The 16,843-nt window shown below is 41.6% G+C and carries 16 protein-coding genes; 1 reads left to right on the top strand and 15 read right to left on the bottom strand.

Going from position 1 to position 16,843, the window contains the following annotated elements:
• Positions 1 to 9: 9 nt before the first annotated feature.
• From SRA_RS02030 to SRA_RS01960, 15 genes are all read right to left on the bottom strand, one after another.
• Positions 10 to 3,099, bottom strand: coding sequence for a pilus expression-regulating Snf2 family helicase (locus SRA_RS02030; RefSeq protein ID WP_003087036.1), 3,090 nt, complete (start codon positions 3,097 to 3,099; stop codon positions 10 to 12).
• Between the two features lie 114 nt (positions 3,100 to 3,213).
• Complete coding sequence (locus SRA_RS02025; RefSeq protein ID WP_003087035.1) at positions 3,214 to 3,984, bottom strand: acetyl-CoA carboxylase carboxyl transferase subunit alpha; 771 nt, start codon at positions 3,982 to 3,984, stop codon at positions 3,214 to 3,216.
• Positions 3,981 to 4,847: an acetyl-CoA carboxylase, carboxyltransferase subunit beta gene (gene accD / locus SRA_RS02020; RefSeq protein WP_003087033.1), complete on the bottom strand. Its 867-nt coding sequence runs from the start codon at positions 4,845 to 4,847 to the stop codon at positions 3,981 to 3,983. The genes SRA_RS02025 and accD overlap by 4 nt, the downstream gene beginning before the upstream one ends.
• Before the next feature lie 8 nt (positions 4,848 to 4,855).
• A complete protein-coding gene (gene accC, locus SRA_RS02015) occupies positions 4,856 to 6,226 on the bottom strand; it encodes an acetyl-CoA carboxylase biotin carboxylase subunit (RefSeq protein WP_003087032.1) in 1,371 nt (456 codons plus the stop codon).
• A gap of 31 nt (positions 6,227 to 6,257) precedes the next feature.
• Positions 6,258 to 6,680, bottom strand: a complete 423-nt coding sequence (fabZ, locus tag SRA_RS02010) for a 3-hydroxyacyl-ACP dehydratase FabZ (protein ID WP_003087030.1) — start codon at positions 6,678 to 6,680, stop codon at positions 6,258 to 6,260.
• Entirely contained in the window at positions 6,677 to 7,150 is a 474-nt protein-coding gene (gene accB / locus SRA_RS02005) for an acetyl-CoA carboxylase biotin carboxyl carrier protein (RefSeq protein ID WP_003087028.1), read from the bottom strand. Before accB ends, fabZ begins: the two co-directional genes overlap by 4 nt.
• A gap of 3 nt (positions 7,151 to 7,153) precedes the next feature.
• A complete protein-coding gene (gene fabF, locus SRA_RS02000) occupies positions 7,154 to 8,386 on the bottom strand; it encodes a beta-ketoacyl-ACP synthase II (RefSeq protein ID WP_003087026.1) in 1,233 nt (410 codons plus the stop codon).
• A gap of 41 nt (positions 8,387 to 8,427) precedes the next feature.
• On the bottom strand, positions 8,428 to 9,165 hold the full coding sequence (fabG, locus tag SRA_RS01995; RefSeq protein WP_003087024.1) for a 3-oxoacyl-[acyl-carrier-protein] reductase: 738 nt from the start codon (positions 9,163 to 9,165) through the stop codon (positions 8,428 to 8,430).
• Positions 9,166 to 9,181: 16 nt separating this feature from the next.
• Entirely contained in the window at positions 9,182 to 10,102 is a 921-nt protein-coding gene (gene fabD / locus SRA_RS01990) for an ACP S-malonyltransferase (protein ID WP_003087023.1), read from the bottom strand.
• A 175-nt stretch (positions 10,103 to 10,277) separates the two neighbouring features.
• Complete coding sequence (gene fabK / locus SRA_RS01985) at positions 10,278 to 11,240, bottom strand: enoyl-[acyl-carrier-protein] reductase FabK (protein WP_003087021.1); 963 nt, start codon at positions 11,238 to 11,240, stop codon at positions 10,278 to 10,280.
• 101 nt (positions 11,241 to 11,341) lie between these two features.
• The gene (locus tag SRA_RS01980) at positions 11,342 to 11,566 is read right to left on the bottom strand and encodes an acyl carrier protein (RefSeq protein WP_003087018.1); all 225 of its coding nucleotides are present in this window, start codon (positions 11,564 to 11,566) and stop codon (positions 11,342 to 11,344) included.
• A 59-nt stretch (positions 11,567 to 11,625) separates the two neighbouring features.
• Entirely contained in the window at positions 11,626 to 12,603 is a 978-nt protein-coding gene (locus SRA_RS01975) for a beta-ketoacyl-ACP synthase III (protein ID WP_003087017.1), read from the bottom strand.
• On the bottom strand, positions 12,603 to 13,037 hold the full coding sequence (fabT, locus tag SRA_RS01970) for a fatty acid biosynthesis transcriptional regulator FabT (protein ID WP_003087015.1): 435 nt from the start codon (positions 13,035 to 13,037) through the stop codon (positions 12,603 to 12,605). Before fabT ends, SRA_RS01975 begins: the two co-directional genes overlap by 1 nt.
• A gap of 154 nt (positions 13,038 to 13,191) precedes the next feature.
• Positions 13,192 to 13,983: an enoyl-CoA hydratase gene (locus tag SRA_RS01965; protein ID WP_003087014.1), complete on the bottom strand. Its 792-nt coding sequence runs from the start codon at positions 13,981 to 13,983 to the stop codon at positions 13,192 to 13,194.
• 158 nt (positions 13,984 to 14,141) lie between these two features.
• A complete protein-coding gene (locus SRA_RS01960; protein WP_003087013.1) occupies positions 14,142 to 14,783 on the bottom strand; it encodes an HAD family hydrolase in 642 nt (213 codons plus the stop codon).
• Positions 14,784 to 14,881: 98 nt separating this feature from the next.
• Between SRA_RS01960 and SRA_RS01955 the strand changes: the two genes are divergently transcribed.
• The gene (locus SRA_RS01955; protein WP_003087012.1) at positions 14,882 to 16,237 is read left to right on the top strand and encodes an aspartate kinase; all 1,356 of its coding nucleotides are present in this window, start codon (positions 14,882 to 14,884) and stop codon (positions 16,235 to 16,237) included.
• Positions 16,238 to 16,843: the final 606 nt, after the last annotated feature.

Here is a 16,843-nt window from a genome sequence, read left to right as displayed (position 1 = left end):
TGAAAGCCATCATTCAGAAATTCCTAAAATTTCTTTAATTTCTTCGATGCTCATGCTGGCACGGGTTTCATTTCCATCCAAGACAGTTGTCACCAAATTTTTCTTACTCTCTTGCAGCTCTAAAATTTTCTCCTCGATCGTTCCCCGCGTAATCATGCGGTAAACCTCAACATTTTCCTTCTGTCCAATACGATGGGCACGGCTGATGGCCTGCATTTCCACAGCAGGATTCCACCATAAATCAATTAAAATAACAGTATCTGCTCCCGTCAGATTGAGACCGACACCGCCCGCTTTAAGAGAAATTAAAAAGACATCCTTGCTGCCATTGTTGAAGGCGCGTGTCATCTCCTGACGCTCATTAGCAGGGGTAGATCCTGTCATTTTATAGCTGGTCAGGCCAAGAATACCCAGCTCCTCTTCAGCTAAATCCAGCATATTGCGAAACTGAGAAAAGATTAAGGCTCTATGACCGCTTTCTTTGATTTGCTGCAACAGTTCGCGCAAACTATCCATCTTCCCGCTTTCACCGTCATAGGACATAAACAGTTTAGGACTATCACAGATTTGACGCAGGCGTGTAATTCCAGAAAGAATTTCAATCTTCTGCCGATTGATTTCAGCATCGGAGGACTGCCGGATATTGTCCTGCATTTGGCGGAGCTGGGCTAAATAGATAGCCTTTTGACTGTCTGCCAATTCATTGCGATAGTTAATTTCCGTTAAATCAGGAAGCTCCGGTAAGACATCCTCCTTGCGGCGCCGCATTACAAAAGGTTTAATATAGCGGGCAACTTTTTCAGGTTCCATTTTTAAAAATTCTTTCTTTGCCGGCAAGAGTCCCGGCAAAACAATTTGAAAAATAGACCAAATTTCTAACAGTTTATTTTCGATAGGTGTCCCAGAAAGGGCAAAGCAGTTTTTGACTTCAAAAGCGCGGAGACTCTGAGCAATCTTCGTCTGGGTATTTTTCATAACCTGCGCTTCATCTAAAATCAGATAGTCAAAGTGCATTTTTTGGTAACGGTCAAAATCCTGACGGAAGGAAGTATAGCTGGTAATCGTCACCTGATGGTTTTCAGCAATAACCTCATCCCTGACCGCCTTGAGACCGTAAGAGACTGCCACATCTAAGTCAGGCGTAAACTTTTGGCATTCGTCCTTCCAGTTATAAATGAGGCTTGATGGTGATAAAATCAGAACCTTGGAATCCTTGCTGAGATTGCCGGTCAAAAAGGTTAGAGTCTGCAAGGTCTTCCCCAAGCCCATATCATCGGCTAAAATGCCGCCAAAGCCATACTTATCAAGTACTGACATCCATTTCACACCTTTGAGCTGATAATCACGCAGGCTGGCATTGACCTTAAAATCGGGCAGCAAGAATTCTTCCGGATGCCGTAAGTCCTTGACCAGCTGAGCAAATTCTTCAGAGAATTGAACGTTTTCTGCATCCTGCAAGGCGTCAGAAACCTGATAAGCAGCAATTTTGTTGACCTTCAGATGACCGTTAGGGAGTTTTTTTGCATGCAAATTTTGCAGAGCCTGACTGACCTTTTGTGTTTCTTCGTCAAAAAGGACTAATTTCCCAGACTTACTGACAAAGTAAGAGCGATTTTCAAAAAGGGCTGTCAGAGCATCATCAATATCACCCTCAAAAATACTAGAAAAATCAAATGAGATATCCAACAGTCCTTGAGCCGTTTTAATATCAATCCTTGGCTTTTCCAGATAACGCAGGGCTTCAAGCGACGGCGAAAGCGTGACCTTGCCTATACGCTCAAAATGGTTCAGCATTTCCGTGAAAAAGCGATAAAGTTCCTGGGCTTTCAAAGGCGGATGATAGGCTGTAAATCCCTTTGAAAAGCCATAAAGTTCAAGAAGATTGGCAATTTTCTTCTCCTTTTTAAAATGGCTGGCAAAAGGCAGGGCTTCTTTTTCTTCTTGGCTAGAAACCTGCACATGCCCATAATCAAATACCAGATGCAGCACAAGCTCTTGATCGTTAGACAAATCAAAATTAAAAATAACATCAAAATCACGGATATCAAAACTGGCAGGTGCATCAACCTTGCCAAGCTTTTTGAAATCTAAAAGACTGGCTGCCAGCTTTGCCTGATCTTCAAAATCAAAATAAAGATGCTTAGCTAGGTCCTCTTCCAAAGGCAGGCTCTTAATTGCACCAGCCAGCTTTCTTTGCTTAGAGTCAAGATGATAAAAGGTATTACGATAAAGCAGATACTGATTATCAAAGAAAAATTTTGCAGGTTTTTCATTGATAATCAGCTCAATAGACTGACGGTGCACAACAACTTTAAAATGATAGAATTGCACCGAGCTGTCTAATTCTATAAAATTTAAATCATGATAAACCTGCGACTCTCCTTCAAAAGAAAAATCATAAAGATCAGTTAACATACTGATACCCTCTTCAAAAAAACCACTTGGAAAGGTTAAATTGCGAGCATGATTGGGCAGCAAAAACTCTGTATTGGCAGCAACATCGGGCACAATACGCCACAAAAACTCGATAAGTTCCTGACTGGCTGCGTCAAACTGCAGGAGGGAGAGCGGTTCATAATAATTCTTGCCTATCTGATAATACGACTCTTTTTTGACAACGTTCAAAAAGGCCTTAATATCACGAATGACGTAAGAACGCTTATCAGGCAGGCGGTTAATCTTTAAAGTCCACCAAAAATCTGATGAAAAGGGACTCTGACTGCCCTGAGCAGATAAACGATACTTGAGACTGTCATCTTCGTTCATTGTCAAACCGTCAAGAAAAAGACTGCCAAAAGAGGTTTGCTCCCTTCTTTCCTCCAAATCCTGCTCGTCTGCAATAAGGTTATCAGCCAGATTTTTCCCCTTAGGGTGATTGTTTAAATAGTGCTCAACTGCTGCTATATGAGGGCAGTAGCCCTTTTTTCGAAACATATCGCAGGAACAAAAAACAAGACTGTCTTCAAGAGTGTAGTGAACTTTGTGGTCAGCAACCTGTGCCAGCAGAAAGTTATCTTTTTCTTCTAAAATAGATACTAAGTTTTGTTCGTAAAAGTCAATGCCCTTATGACGAACATGTCCAGGAATCAATCTACTCATTTTTTTCCGCCTTTATCCTTATCCCTTAATTATATCATATCTGTAAGAACTTTTCTTAGATGAAAATCTCTTTTAAAAAAATAGAAAAATCTCACCTTAAGATGAGATTAATCGTTAATATTTTCTAAAACGCTGGTAACGTTCTTCCAACAAATCAGCTACATCCAGCTGTTCAAGCTTCCTTAGTTCTTCCATTAAATTTGTCTTCATCATTTGAACAATTTCACTTGAAAAATAACCGTGTTCAGGAATAACCTTATCAATAACTCCCATTTTAAGAAGCTCTCCTGCTGTAATTTTCATCAATTCAGCAGCTTCAACAGAACGACTGCCGTCTTTCCAAAGGATAGAGGCAAAACCTTCTGGACTGAGCACAGCATACATGGTATGTTCAAGCATCCAAACCCTATCTGCAACAGCTAAGGCTAAGGCTCCGCCTGATCCGCCTTCACCAATAATAATAGCGATAATGGGCACCTTAAGGTCGCTCATTTCCAATAAATTGCGGGCAATTGCTTCTCCCTGCCCTCTTTCTTCTGCTCCAACACCCGGATAGGCTCCTGCTGTGTTAATCAGAGTAACCACAGGCCTTTTGAATTTTTCCGCCTGTTTCATCAAGCGCAGAGCCTTACGGTAGCCTTCCGGATTCGGCTGGCCAAAATTACGATTAAGATTATCCTGTAAGTTTTTTCCCTTTTGGACACCGATTACAGTAACTGGTTTCCCATCCAAAAGACCAATTCCTCCAACGATTGCTCCATCATCTGCAAAATGGCGGTCGCCATGCAATTCCATAAAGTCATCAAAGATCTGCTCTGCATAATCTAAAGTCGTTAGACGTGCCTGATTGCGAGCTTCTTTGAGTATTCTTGACACATCACTCATTTGCCACCTCCATGAAATGCAAGCAATTTAGCAATTGTTTCCTTCAAATCCGTTCTCTTAACAATGGCATCAATAAAACCATGTTCCAAAAGAAACTCAGCTTTTTGGAATCCTTCAGGCAAGGTTTCACGAACAGTCGTTTCGATAACACGACGGCCGGCAAAGCCAACCAAAGTCTGAGGTTCCGCTAAAATAATATCACCTTCCATGGCAAAACTGGCTGTCACACCGCCGGTTGTAGGATCTGTCAGCACCGTTAAGTAAAAAAGACCTTCATTGGAATGGCGTTTTACCGCCGCTGAAATCTTAGCCATTTGCATCAGACTCATAATACCCTCTTGCATGCGGGCACCGCCTGAGGCTGTAAAAATGACAACCGGCAGATGCTCTGCTCTGGCATATTCGAAAAGACGAGTAATTTTCTCACCAACAACCGTTCCCATTGAAGCCATAATAAAATGAGAGTCCATGATAGCAAGAGCTGCTTTTTGCCCAGCAAAGGCAGCTGTCCCTGTCATGACAGCTTCATCAAGACCGGTTTTAGCTTGGGCTGCCGCCAATTTTTCCTTATAGTCAGGAAAATCGAGGGGATCTTTTGTTTTAATGCCTGTAAACATTTCTTGAAAAGAACCCTCATCAACCGTAATCGCTAAGCGTTCCTGAGCTGAGATACGAAAATTATAAGAGCACTTGGGACAGATTTTGGCTAAACCAAGATCTTTTTGATAAATCATGTGTTTGCAAGCCGGGCACTTAGCAAAGAGTTCATCTGGAACTTCCGGTGTTTCCCGAGGTTCTGTCCCTTTAACGAATCGCTGAGGATTTATACGGATATACTTATTTTTTCTTTCAAATAAAGCCATATCAACACCTATTCTTTATCCTCTGTATAGGCTGGCAAAAAAGTCTCCATCAAAAAGGAGGTATCATAATCACCAGCAATAACATTTGCATTAGAAATTAAATCAAGCTGAAATTCAGCATTCGTCACAACACCAGTTACTTCAAACTCATAGAGAGCACGCTGCATCTTCATCAGAGCATCAAAGCGATTTTCACCGTGAACAATAATTTTGGCAATCATGCTGTCATAGTAAGGCGGGATGGTGTAGTTATTATACATCGCACTGTCCACACGCAGCCCAACACCTCCGCTCGGCAGAAAAAGCTCGCTAACCTTGCCCGGACTGGGAGCGAAATTAAATTTAGGATTTTCAGCATTAATCCGGCATTCAATCGCATGGCCGGAAATCTGAATATCCTCTTGCTGATAGGCTAATTCCTGACCTGCAGCAATCCGAATCTGATCCTTCACAATATCAACACCGGTAACGAATTCTGTTACTGGATGTTCAACTTGAACACGTGTATTCATTTCCATGAAATAAAACTGTCCCGAAGCTTCATCCAAAAGGAATTCAATTGTGCCGGCGTTCTCATATTCGACGGCCTTCGCCGCCCGGACAGCAGCATCTCCCATCTTGCCACGCAGAGTCTTACCGATTGCAATAGAAGGGCTTTCTTCCAGAACTTTTTGATTATTACGCTGAAGTGAGCAGTCACGCTCTCCCAGGTGAATAACATGACCGAAAGAATCTCCCAAAATCTGCACTTCAATGTGGCGAGCTGGGTAGATAACCTTTTCCAAGTACATGGCACCATTGCCAAAAGCTGCCAAAGCTTCCTGAGAAGCCGATTCAAAGGCTGCTGTCAGGTCTTCTTCTTTATCAACCTTACGAATACCCTTGCCACCGCCGCCGGCAGAAGCCTTCAGCATAACCGGATAGCCAATTTTATCGGCAGTTTTCAAAGCCTCTTCAGCCGTAAAAACCTCACCGTCAGAACCTGGAATAACAGGAACTTCGGCTCTTATCATTTCAGCACGCGCATTAATTTTATCTCCCATTTTATCCATAACAGCAGCTGCCGGACCGATAAATTTAATCCGCATCTCTTCACACATGGTTGCAAACTTAGAATTTTCACTTAAAAAACCAAAACCTGGATGAATGGCTTCAGCACCAGTTACAATGGCTGCCGACAAAACAGCATTCATATTAAGATAAGAATCTGTTGATTTAGCCGGTCCAATACACACAGCCTCATCTGCTAAGAGGGTGTGAAGCGAATCTTTATCTGCTTCCGAATAGACTGCAACAGTCGCAATTCCTAATTCTCTGGCTGCGCGGATAATACGCACAGCAATTTCACCACGATTGGCAATCAAAATTTTCTTAAACATGATGATGCATTTCTCCTAAGGTTTTAATTTGTTAATTCCCTAATGCAAACGTCAACGTTCCGCTTGCAGCCAGTTTTCCGTCTACTTCTGCTTTTGCTTCAACTACAGCAATCGTCCCGCGGCGCTTAACAAACTTAGCCGTCATGACAAGCTGATCACCGGGAACAACCTGCTTTTTAAACTTCACCTTGTCCATGCCTGCGTAAAAAACAAGTTTTCCCTTATTCTCTTCTTTTGATAATTCAAGGACTCCCGCAGTCTGTGCCAGGGCTTCCATAATCAGAACACCCGGCATGACAGGATATTGGGGAAAATGACCGTTGAAGAAGGGCTCATTGATGGTCACATTCTTAATTGCAACAATTTCATCATCACTGACTTCAAGAACACGATCAACTAATAACATAGGGTAACGGTGAGGAAGTGCCTCACGAATTTTATTAATATCAATCATCTGATGCGTACCAGTCCTTTTCCAAATTCAACCACTTCTTCGTTTGCTACTAAAATTTCTGTAACAGTACCGTCTTTTGGTGCCGGCACTTCATTCATCACTTTCATGGCTTCAATGATAAGCAGTGTCTGACCCTTTTTGACTTGATCGCCAACAGAAACAAAGGCTGGTTTGTCGGGAGCCGGAGCAAGGTAAGCTACTCCAACCAAGGGACTTTCAACAATATCGCCCTCAGCAGTCACTTCTGCTTGGTCAGCAAGAGGAGCTGAAACTTCTGCTGCTTGAGGCTGAGGAGCTGGGGTTGAAACCGCGGCGGCTGGAACAGCTGCTTCAATCGCAGCAGCAGAAACTGCTGCAGCCGACTCATTTTTGCTGAAAACAAGGGCCTCACCGTTGTTATTATAGGAAAATTCACGAAGACTGGAACTATCAAACTGACTCATCAAATCTTTGATTTCTGAAATATTCATGAATTAAGCCTCCCAGCGTTTGAAAGCAAGAACAGCATTGTGCCCGCCAAATCCAAAGGTATTAGAAATTGCATAGTCAACTGCTACCTCACGGCCCTCACCCATAATGACGTCAGCTTCAATATCTTCTGATACTTCCTTAGTGCCGGCCGTCATAGGCAGGTAGCTGTGACGTATCGCTTCGAGTGTTGCGATTGCTTCTACAGCACCCGCTGCACCCAGAAGGTGACCTGTGAAGGACTTCGTAGATGATACTGGGACATCTTTTCCTAAGACAGCAACAATGGCCTGACTTTCACCCTTTTCATTGGCTTGGGTTGATGTTCCGTGAGCATTGACATAACCGACCTGCTCAGGTTCAATGCCAGCTTCTTGAATAGCTAGCTTCATTGCTTTAGCGGCACCAGAACCATCCGGTCTTGGCGTTGTCATATGATAGGCGTCACAGTTGCTGCCATATCCAACAACCTCAGCCAAAATAGCTGCACCGCGTTTTTGGGCATGCTCTAAGCTTTCAAGAACCAGCACGCCTGCCCCTTCTCCCATGACAAAGCCATTGCGATCTTTGTCAAATGGAATAGCAGAGCGAGCGGGATCTTCTGTTGTAGACAGAGCTGTAAGAGCGTTGAAACCACCGATACCAATCTGGGTAATAGAAGCTTCTGAACCGCCAGCTAAGACAACATCCTGAAAACCGTGTTTAATTTCACGAAAGGCTTCTCCGATAGCATCATTAGCTGATGCACAGGCAGTTGTAATAGACTTACATACCCCTTGAGCACCAATCTTAAGAGCAATGTTGCCGGCACCCATATTTGACAGAGCTTTAGGAATAAACATGGGCTTAATACGTTTCATACCGCGTTCATGCATGCGAATGATTTGATCTTCTAATTCTTGCAGACCGCCAATACCTGATGATACGATGACACCGACACGGTCACGAATTGTTTTCGCCATATCAAGCGCAGAATTTTCCAAAGCCTCCATAGCAGCATAGATGGCATAAAGAGAATAGTCATCCATTCTATTTCTGTCTTTTTTCACAAAATACTTGTCAAATGGAAAATCTTGGATTTCTCCGGCATTGAAAACCGGAATTTCTGAAGCATCAAATTTAGTGATGGGTTTGATCCCAATTTTTCCGTTACGAAGACTGTTCCAAAATTCTTCTGGCGTATGTCCTATTGGTGAAGTAACGCCGTAACCAGTTACGACAACTCTTTGTAATGTCATGTTGTTCTCCTTTATTGGGGGAAATTTAGTTAGCTTATCAATTACGATTGCATGGTCATGCCGCCGTCAATGGCAATAACCTGACCTGTCAGATAATCTTGCTGAGCCAAAAAGAGTGCAACTTCAGCTACATTGTCAGTCGTTCCAAACCTTTTCATCGGAATTTGATTCAGCATAGTATCTTTCATTTTATCAGGAATGCGATCTGTCATGTCAGACTCAATAAAGCCCGGCGCGATTGCATTGACGCGCACATTTCTTGCTGCTGCTTCACGGGCAACAGATTTCGTAAAGCCAATCAAGCCAGCCTTGGAAGCTGCATAATTAGCCTGACCAACATTGCCGGCAAGTCCGACAACACTGGACATATTAATGATGGCACCCTGACGGGCCTTGGTCATCGCTTTCAAAACAGATTTTGTCATATTAAAGCTGCCAGTTAAATTGACTTTCAGAACTTTTTCAAAATCCTCTTCTGTCATTTTCAACATCAGCTTATCATTGGTAATACCTGCATTATTAACCAAGATATCAACACTGCCCAGTGCTTCGACCGCCTCATCAACCATACGTTTGGCATCGTCAAAATGCGACACATCTCCTGAAACAGCTGCGACAGCAACTCCGTAATCCTTAAATTCAGCCATTAATTCTTCCGAAATCTCTGAACGGCCGTTCAAGACAACATTGGCTCCTGCTTGGGCAAATTTATGCGCAATCGCCAGCCCGATACCTCGAGTTGAGCCTGTAATAAACACATTTTTATTTTTAATTTCCATTTCTGTAGTTACCTTTCTAATTCTCTAAAAGGGCTTGCAGACTTGATAAGTCTTCAACAGCTGAAACCTTAGCAGATTTATCAATTTTTTTCATAAAGCCGCTTAAGACCTTACCGGGACCGACTTCGATATAGCGATCCACGCCAAACTCCTGCATAACCGCAATAGAGTCATAAAAACGCACAGGCTCTTTAACCTGACGGGCAAGCAAGCTTTTAATCTCATTTTTTTGCATGATCTCAGCTTTGGTGTTGCCGACTAAGGGAATGTCAAAATCGGAGAAGTTAACAGTTTCTAAAACTTCTGCTAATTTTTGGCTGGCCGGCTCTAACAGCGCAGTATGGAAAGGCCCGGAAACCTTAAGAGGAATCAGGCGCTTGCTGCCAGCTTCTTTTAGCAATTCTACAGCATAATCAACCGCAGCAGCTTCACCGCCGATAACAATCTGAGCCGGTGTATTGTAATTAGCCGGTGTTACAATGCCTTTAGTGCTTGCCTGCCGGCACACATCTTCAATCACTTGGGGGTCAGTGTTCATGACAGCAACCATCCGTCCACTACCTGCTGGTGCCGCTGTTTCCATGAATTCCCCACGCTTAGCGACTAAACTCAGCGTATCTTCAAAGGAAATGGCTCCGGCTGCAACAAGCGCTGAATATTCTCCCAGAGAAAGTCCAGCTACGATGTCAGGCTGGCAGCCTTTTTCTTTTAGAAGGCGATAAATGGCTACCGAGGTTGTTAAAATTGCAGGCTGCGTATAACGTGTTTGATTCAGCTTTTCTTCCTCATTATCAATCAAAGCACGCACATCATAGCCTAAAACTGATTCAGCCCTTTGAAAAGTCTCTTTGACGACTGGATAAGTTTCATATAAATCCCTTGCCATGCCAAGTTTTTGAGCACCCTGACCGGCAAATAAAAATGCTGTTTTAGTCATAACTAAGATATCAAAGTCGGCTGGAAAGCAAGAGAAATAAGCCATTTTAGGAACTGCAATTCCCAAGCATCTGCAATGCAGCGCAGCTAAGGTTCAGGCAGCTGTGCTTTTTTTCGCTCTCCGACCGGATTTAATTCCTTTCTATGTTGTCTTTTACTATAATCACCAGTAAGGATTATTTCACATCTGCCCAACGTGCTGCTTCAGCTTTTATTACTTCTGCTGCTCCGTAATAGAGATCTTTTAAGATTTCTTCACAGGTTTCTTCTTTGCTCACAAAACCTGCAATTTGCCCCGCCATAACAGAACCATTATCTACATCTCCGTCAACAACGGCATTGCGCAGAGCACCGGCTCCCAATTCTTCAATTTCCTGAGCTGATTTTTTCCCAGCTAAGAAATCTTTCTCGGCCTGACTGTACTCAGAAGACAGTTTATTTTTGATAGCACGGACCGGATGACCGACTACTGAAGCTGATACAACAGTGTCAATATCTTTGGCTTTTAAAATCTTATTTTTAAAGTTTTGATGGGCATTGGACTCTTTAGCAACGACAAAACGTGTTCCAACCTGAACAGCTTCAGCTCCCAGCATGAACACAGCTGCTGCCCCGCGTCCGTCAGCAACGCCGCCGGCTCCGATAACTGGAATATCAACAGCATCTACAACTTGGCGCACCAGAGTCATCGTTGTTAATTTACCGATATGACCGCCGGCTTCCATACCTTCGGCAATCACAGCATCGGCACCCAATTTTTCCATACGTCTGGCAAGAGCTACACTAGGAACAACTGGAATAACAGTAATTCCTGCATCGTGGAAACGTTCCATGTATTTTCCTGGATTACCCGCACCAGTTGTTACAACTTTAACACCTTCTTCAATAACCAGATCAACAATGTCATCTGCAAAAGGAGACAAAAGCATGATATTGACTCCAAAAGGCTTATCTGTAACAGCTTTAATCTTGTCAATATTAGCCTTGACAACTTCCTTAGGTGCATTTCCGCCGCCAATAATGCCCAGACCGCCAGCTTTCGATACAGCTGCTGCCAAGTCACCATCAGCTACCCAAGCCATTCCTCCTTGAAAAATAGGATATTTTATATCTAATAATTCTGTAATACGCGTTTTCATTTTTATACAAACTTTCTAAGCTTTTTACTCAATAATTTGACAGTCAAACTATCACAATAAGAAGAAAGAATATTCTTATAAGAATACTCTCAAAATACTATTTATTTTGTTTTTTCTTCAACAAAAGCAACTAAATCACCAACTGTTTGAAGACCTTCTTCAGATTCAATTTGAATATCAAATTCATCTTCAATTTCAGAAATAACTTGGAAGACATCCAAAGAATCTGCATCAAGTTCATCAAAAGTTGTTTCTAATTTAACTTCTTCTGCATCTTTTCCAAGTTCCTCAACGATAATTTCTTGTACTTTTTCAAATACTGCCATGTTTTTCTCCTTTATTAAGAAATATTTTTTATATACTGTGCCAGGCACAAAATGTATAACTAGATTTTAACAATTAAACTGCCCCATGTCAAACCTCCGCCAAAGCCGCTGAGGAGGACAGTCTGCGAACCATCAAAGGTTATGGTTCCATTTTCGACACATTCAGCTAATAAAATTGGAATGCTGGCAGCACTGGTATTGCCATAGCTCATCATATTAGCAGGAAACTTTTCTCTGTCAGCATTAATTTTTTTAGCCATCTTATCCAAAATACGGATATTAGCTTGATGCAGCAGGAAACAATCAATATCATCTGCTAAGAAGCCCGATTGCTCAATCAAAGCTGAAATACTTTTTGACACATCTCGAATAGCAAAATCAAAAATTGCCCGGCCATCCATTTTCAAAAAGCCCTTATCTTCCTCACTTTCCTGCGAGAAAGGTGATGAAATAGCATGATTTCCTGAGGTTAAGCTCTCACCGCGACGTCCATCTGAATGAATAGATTCAGCCAAAAAATGTTCTGAAGAATCAGCCTCTAAAAGGACACCGCCGGCACCATCCCCAAAGAGAACAGCTGTAGCTCGATCTGTCCAATCAATCGTTTTAGACAATACTTCCGCACCAATAACCAAGCCTTTTCGATACTGACCAGACTTAATCAGCTTTTCAGCCACTGACAGAGCAAAAATAAAACCACTGCAGGCTGCTGTCAGATCAAAAGCAAAGGCATTAACAGCACCAATAGCTGCCTGAACACGGGCAGCAGTAGAAGGCATCATCGAATCCGGAGTAATTGTAGCAACAATGATAAAATCTATCTCCTCTGCCTTTAATGCTGCCTTTTGCAAGAGCTGCTCAGCAACCCGGCTGGCCAAATCACCGGTATCTTCTGTTTGACTGATACGGCGCTCTTTGATACCTGTCCGACTGGCAATCCATTCATCGCTGGTATCCATTATTTTGGACAGGTCATCATTGGTCACAACCTGTGAAGGCACATAATATGCTGCTTGACTAATCTTTGCAAAAGCCATTAAACCAACCCCTCAAGAAATTGATGAAGGTTACTCAGTCCCTTCTCTAAAGCACCCAGCTCTGTCGTATCCATGTCTTTCGTAATGCGATTGACAACATTCTTGTGAAATCTATTATGTAAACGATAAAGCAGTCTGCCTTTTTGTGTCAGAGTCAAATAAACAACACGCCTGTCTAACTGAGAACGTGTCCGTTCAATATAACCCTTTTTTTCAAGTTTATTTAAGCTGGTCGTGACAGTTCCCAAAGTTACCAGCAGCTCATGGGCAATGTCACTCGGTGTCACATTGGTATTTTTTCCAATAATATCTACCGTATGCATCTCTTTTAGAGATACATCTTTGAATTGACTCGTTTTCAAACTCATCTCTTCAATAATCATGATTTTATTAAAAATATCAACTAAGTAAGAATTAATTTGATTATAATCCAATCTGCCACCTCCTATACGAAAATAAACTTTGACTATCAAAGTTTATCAAAAGATTACTGAAATTGCAAGCTTAATTCAAAAATGTTTTCTGTAAAAAAAGCACCTCAAGTAACTATCTTGAGGTACCTTCAGTTTATTATCCTGCTTTTTACTATTACTTCCCTGTAAATTTTGGCCGCCGTTTTTCCGTATAAGCGCGGACACCTTCTTTAAAATCGTTTGTAAAGGCAAGGGATTTTTGCAGATCTAATTCCAATTTTGCATAGTCCTGCCAGCCGGCAAAAGAACTCTGCCAAACCATTTCCTTAATGGCTTTATAGGAATTGATAGACCCGCGTTTCAAACGGGTAATCAGGCGTCCTGTCATTTTTTCTAGTTTTTCTGATTCACAAACTTTATAGGCAACACCGTACTCTAATGCCTTATCCGCAGTCAGTGCTTCGCCGGTCATGGCCAATTGTGTGGCACGAGTTATCCCGATTGCTCTGGTCAAGAGGAAAAGACCTCCGGCATCGGGAGCAAGACCAACATTAACAAAGGCTTGAATAAAACGCGTTTTATCACTGGCAATACAAAAATCTGCTGCCACTGCCATATTAGCCGCAGCTCCAGCAACTGCACCATCTGTGCTCATCACAACAGGTTTAGGCAAACGTTTCAGAGAAAAGGAAATCTCATTAACCAGCTCGGCAATACGAACAAGAGACTGAACATCATCATCATCAACAGCTCTTTGCATCTCTACCAAATCACCGCCTACTGAAAAGACTTTCCCATTCGCATTAATTAATAAAATTTGGACATTTTCATCTTCTGCAGCAGCAGAAATGGCTTGCAAAATTTCCTCACAAATCGGGATATTAAAACCATTTGAAACCTCCGGACGGTTGAGGGTTAAAGTTGCTACGCCATCAGTCACACTGTACAGAATTTCTTTAAAATCCATTTTCTCATTCTCCATCTCTAATTCTAAATGTTCAAGCGGCTGACAAAGCCCGCTGTTTCATTTCAAAATAGTTTGAATCTCAAACTTCTTAACCATTTCATTCTATCATAAAAATAAACAGTTCTCAAAAAGAAAAAGTACTTTCTAGTATCTTTAGCTTAAAAAGCATCCTCAACTGCCTGTGTTAAACTGGCAACAAGCCGGCTGGCAGCTGTCTGATTAAGACCAAATGTCCTGTCTTTAACAGCCCAGACTTCCATACCTGCAGCTACACCTGCGGCAATTCCCTTTTCACTGTCTTCAATAATTAAAATATCCGACTTGGGTATATTTAAACGGCGCGCAGCCTCATTATAAATTTCCGGGTTGGGTTTACTTTCAGGAAACTCCTCCCCTGATAAAACAAATTCAAAATAGGACAAAATATCTGTTTCGCTTAAAGCCAGCAAAATATCAGACTTAGTCGAACTGGAAGCCAAAGCAATTTTAATTTCCTGCTGATGAAGTCTTTCTAAAACATCTTTAACATCGGAAAAAATCAAATTTTTATAAGGCAGAGGATGGTTGTTTTTATAGTCAGTGTATTCTTTTTGCAGCTGCTCAGTATCCCACCTATCATAATCACTGCCTAAAATCTGCCGCCATGCCTGTTTTATATTGCCGCCGATGAAAAATGCTGGCGGCAAATGCTTGATTGAAATTCCTTTGCTGTTCAGGAAGACCTCACGCCGCCTGTAATAGAAACTTTCAGTATCAAAAAGAACCCCATCCATATCAAAAATGATTGCCTTTACTGTCATGATATCCCCTTCCTTCAACCATTTTACCACAAAAACTGCTGACAAATTTTCTGAATTTTGCTATAATTTATATAATCTTATTGAAATTTGGAGAACATATGAAAGTCGTAAAATTTGGAGGGAGCTCGCTCGCCTCTGCTGCGCAGCTTGAAAAGGTTTTAAACATTATCAAATCTGATGACAGCCGCCGTTTTGTTGTTGTTTCTGCCCCAGGCAAACGTGACGATCAAGATATAAAAGTAACAGATGCCCTGATTAAGTACTATAAATCTTATATTTCAGAAAAAGATGTTACCGCGGATCAAACTTGGATTATCAACCGCTATCGTTCGATTATTGATGAGCTCGGACTCGGACAGGGTATTCTGGAAAAAATTACCAAGGCCATTATTGATCTGGCTAATTTGCCTATTGACAATAACGATTTTCTCTATGACACCTTTTTAGCTGCCGGAGAGGATAATAACGCAAAACTGGTTGCTGAATATTTCAGGAAAAATGATCTTCCTGCCCGCTATGTCCATCCCAAAAATGCTGGTATTACTGTCACCAGTGAACCAGGCAATGCACGGATTCTTCCATCCAGCTATGATAAACTGGAAGAGCTGTGCGACAGTGATGAAGTCTTGGTTATCCCTGGCTTTTTTGGTGTAACGGTTGATAATCAAGTTTGTACCTTTTCTCGAGGCGGTTCCGACATTACAGGTTCAATTGTGGCTGCTGGTGTTAAAGCTGATCTTTACGAAAATTTCACTGATGTTGATGGCATCTTTGCAGCACACCCGGGTGTAGTGCATAAGCCTCAATCTATTTCCGAATTAACTTATCGGGAAATGCGCGAATTGGCCTACGCCGGTTTCTCAGTTTTGCATGATGAAGCGCTAATCCCAGCTTACCGCGGAAAGATTCCTCTTGTCATTAAAAACACAAATAATCCTGACCATCCAGGTACTAAAATTGTCCTGAAACACACTGGAGCTACTATTCCAGTTATCGGAATTTCTGGTGACGATGACTTTGTCAGCATTAATATTTCTAAGTACCTGATGAACAGGGAAGTCGGATTTGGACGTAAAGTTCTGCAAATCTTAGAAGAATTAAATATCCGCTGGGAACATATTCCGACCGGTATTGATGATATGTCTATAATTCTTAGGGGCCGTGAGCTGACACCCATCAAAGAACAGGAAATTATCTCACAATTGACCCGTAAACTCGAAGTTGACGAAGTAGAAATTGAGCGAGATCTTTCCATCATCATGATTGTTGGAGAAAACATGAAAAATCATATCGGTGTCACGGCTAAAGCCGCCGAAGCTTTTTCAAAGAAACATATTAATTTGGAAATGATTTCTCAGGGATCCAGTGAAGTATCCGTCATGTTTGTTATCAAGACAGAGCAGGAAAAAGCAGCTGTTCGAGCGCTTTACCAAACTTTTTTTGAGACAGAATAACAAAGCAGCAGCCAATAACATAAAAAATGAGAGAAAACCGCTCAAAAAAGCTCAGTTTTCTCTCATTTTTTGAGTTCTGATTTAGATATCCATCAATAGCGCACTTTAAGGCTACAGTACTTACAATAAAGTTAGCAGATTTTGTACCATGACAAAATCAGTTTCCAATAACGTCATTGAACTAAAAAATCAGATGTTTGTAAAAAGTGAGCCCTACTAATATTTCCTATCCATATATTCTAAGTTCCGTCTAAAAACTATTATTTTATAAAAAAAAGCTGTGTAATTTCTGGCTCTATAATATTTGTAGTGAGTAAATCCATTAGAGGTATTATGGCGTTTTTTATTACACTTCTATTGTAAATTCTAGCTACCAAAAAAGCCCCATAGACTTATAATGAAAAGCAAGCGACAAGCTTACCAAGGCTATCAAGCGCCAAGGGTTTGCCATCGTAATTTCCCTAACTTCAAGAAACACGCATTTTCTTTATCTTGAACATCAAAAAAGAGAGAGCAGCTGGTTCTCTCTCATGCTTAATATAAGTCATCCACTACAGTTGACAAAGAGCCAAAATAATCCTAGTCTTTCATTTTCTAAATAGAAAC

The organism is Streptococcus ratti FA-1 = DSM 20564 (assembly GCF_000286075.1).
GTDB classification, from domain to species: domain Bacteria; phylum Bacillota; class Bacilli; order Lactobacillales; family Streptococcaceae; genus Streptococcus; species Streptococcus ratti.
This window is presented reverse-complemented; position numbering and strand designations above follow the sequence as displayed.

Excerpts from the sequence above, each read along its gene's own strand:
- SRA_RS01980 (WP_003087018.1), bottom strand. The coding sequence starts at position 11,566 with ATGGCAGTATTTGAAAAAGTACAAGAAATTATCGTTGAGGAACTTGGA.
- accB (WP_003087028.1), bottom strand. The coding sequence starts at position 7,150 with ATGAATATTTCAGAAATCAAAGATTTGATGAGTCAGTTTGATAGTTCC.
- SRA_RS02025 (WP_003087035.1), bottom strand. The coding sequence starts at position 3,984 with ATGAGTGATGTGTCAAGAATACTCAAAGAAGCTCGCAATCAGGCACGT.
- fabF (WP_003087026.1), bottom strand. The coding sequence starts at position 8,386 with ATGACATTACAAAGAGTTGTCGTAACTGGTTACGGCGTTACTTCACCA.
- SRA_RS01960 (WP_003087013.1), bottom strand. The coding sequence starts at position 14,783 with ATGACAGTAAAGGCAATCATTTTTGATATGGATGGGGTTCTTTTTGAT.
- SRA_RS01955 (WP_003087012.1), top strand. The coding sequence starts at position 14,882 with ATGAAAGTCGTAAAATTTGGAGGGAGCTCGCTCGCCTCTGCTGCGCAG.
- SRA_RS02030 (WP_003087036.1), bottom strand. The coding sequence starts at position 3,099 with ATGAGTAGATTGATTCCTGGACATGTTCGTCATAAGGGCATTGACTTT.
- accD (WP_003087033.1), bottom strand. The coding sequence starts at position 4,847 with ATGGCTTTATTTGAAAGAAAAAATAAGTATATCCGTATAAATCCTCAG.
- fabG (WP_003087024.1), bottom strand. The coding sequence starts at position 9,165 with ATGGAAATTAAAAATAAAAATGTGTTTATTACAGGCTCAACTCGAGGT.
- fabD (WP_003087023.1), bottom strand. The coding sequence starts at position 10,102 with ATGACTAAAACAGCATTTTTATTTGCCGGTCAGGGTGCTCAAAAACTT.
- SRA_RS01975 (WP_003087017.1), bottom strand. The coding sequence starts at position 12,603 with ATGGCTTTTGCAAAGATTAGTCAAGCAGCATATTATGTGCCTTCACAG.
- accC (WP_003087032.1), bottom strand. The coding sequence starts at position 6,226 with ATGTTTAAGAAAATTTTGATTGCCAATCGTGGTGAAATTGCTGTGCGT.
- fabZ (WP_003087030.1), bottom strand. The coding sequence starts at position 6,680 with ATGATTGATATTAATAAAATTCGTGAGGCACTTCCTCACCGTTACCCT.
- fabK (WP_003087021.1), bottom strand. The coding sequence starts at position 11,240 with ATGAAAACGCGTATTACAGAATTATTAGATATAAAATATCCTATTTTT.
- SRA_RS01965 (WP_003087014.1), bottom strand. The coding sequence starts at position 13,983 with ATGGATTTTAAAGAAATTCTGTACAGTGTGACTGATGGCGTAGCAACT.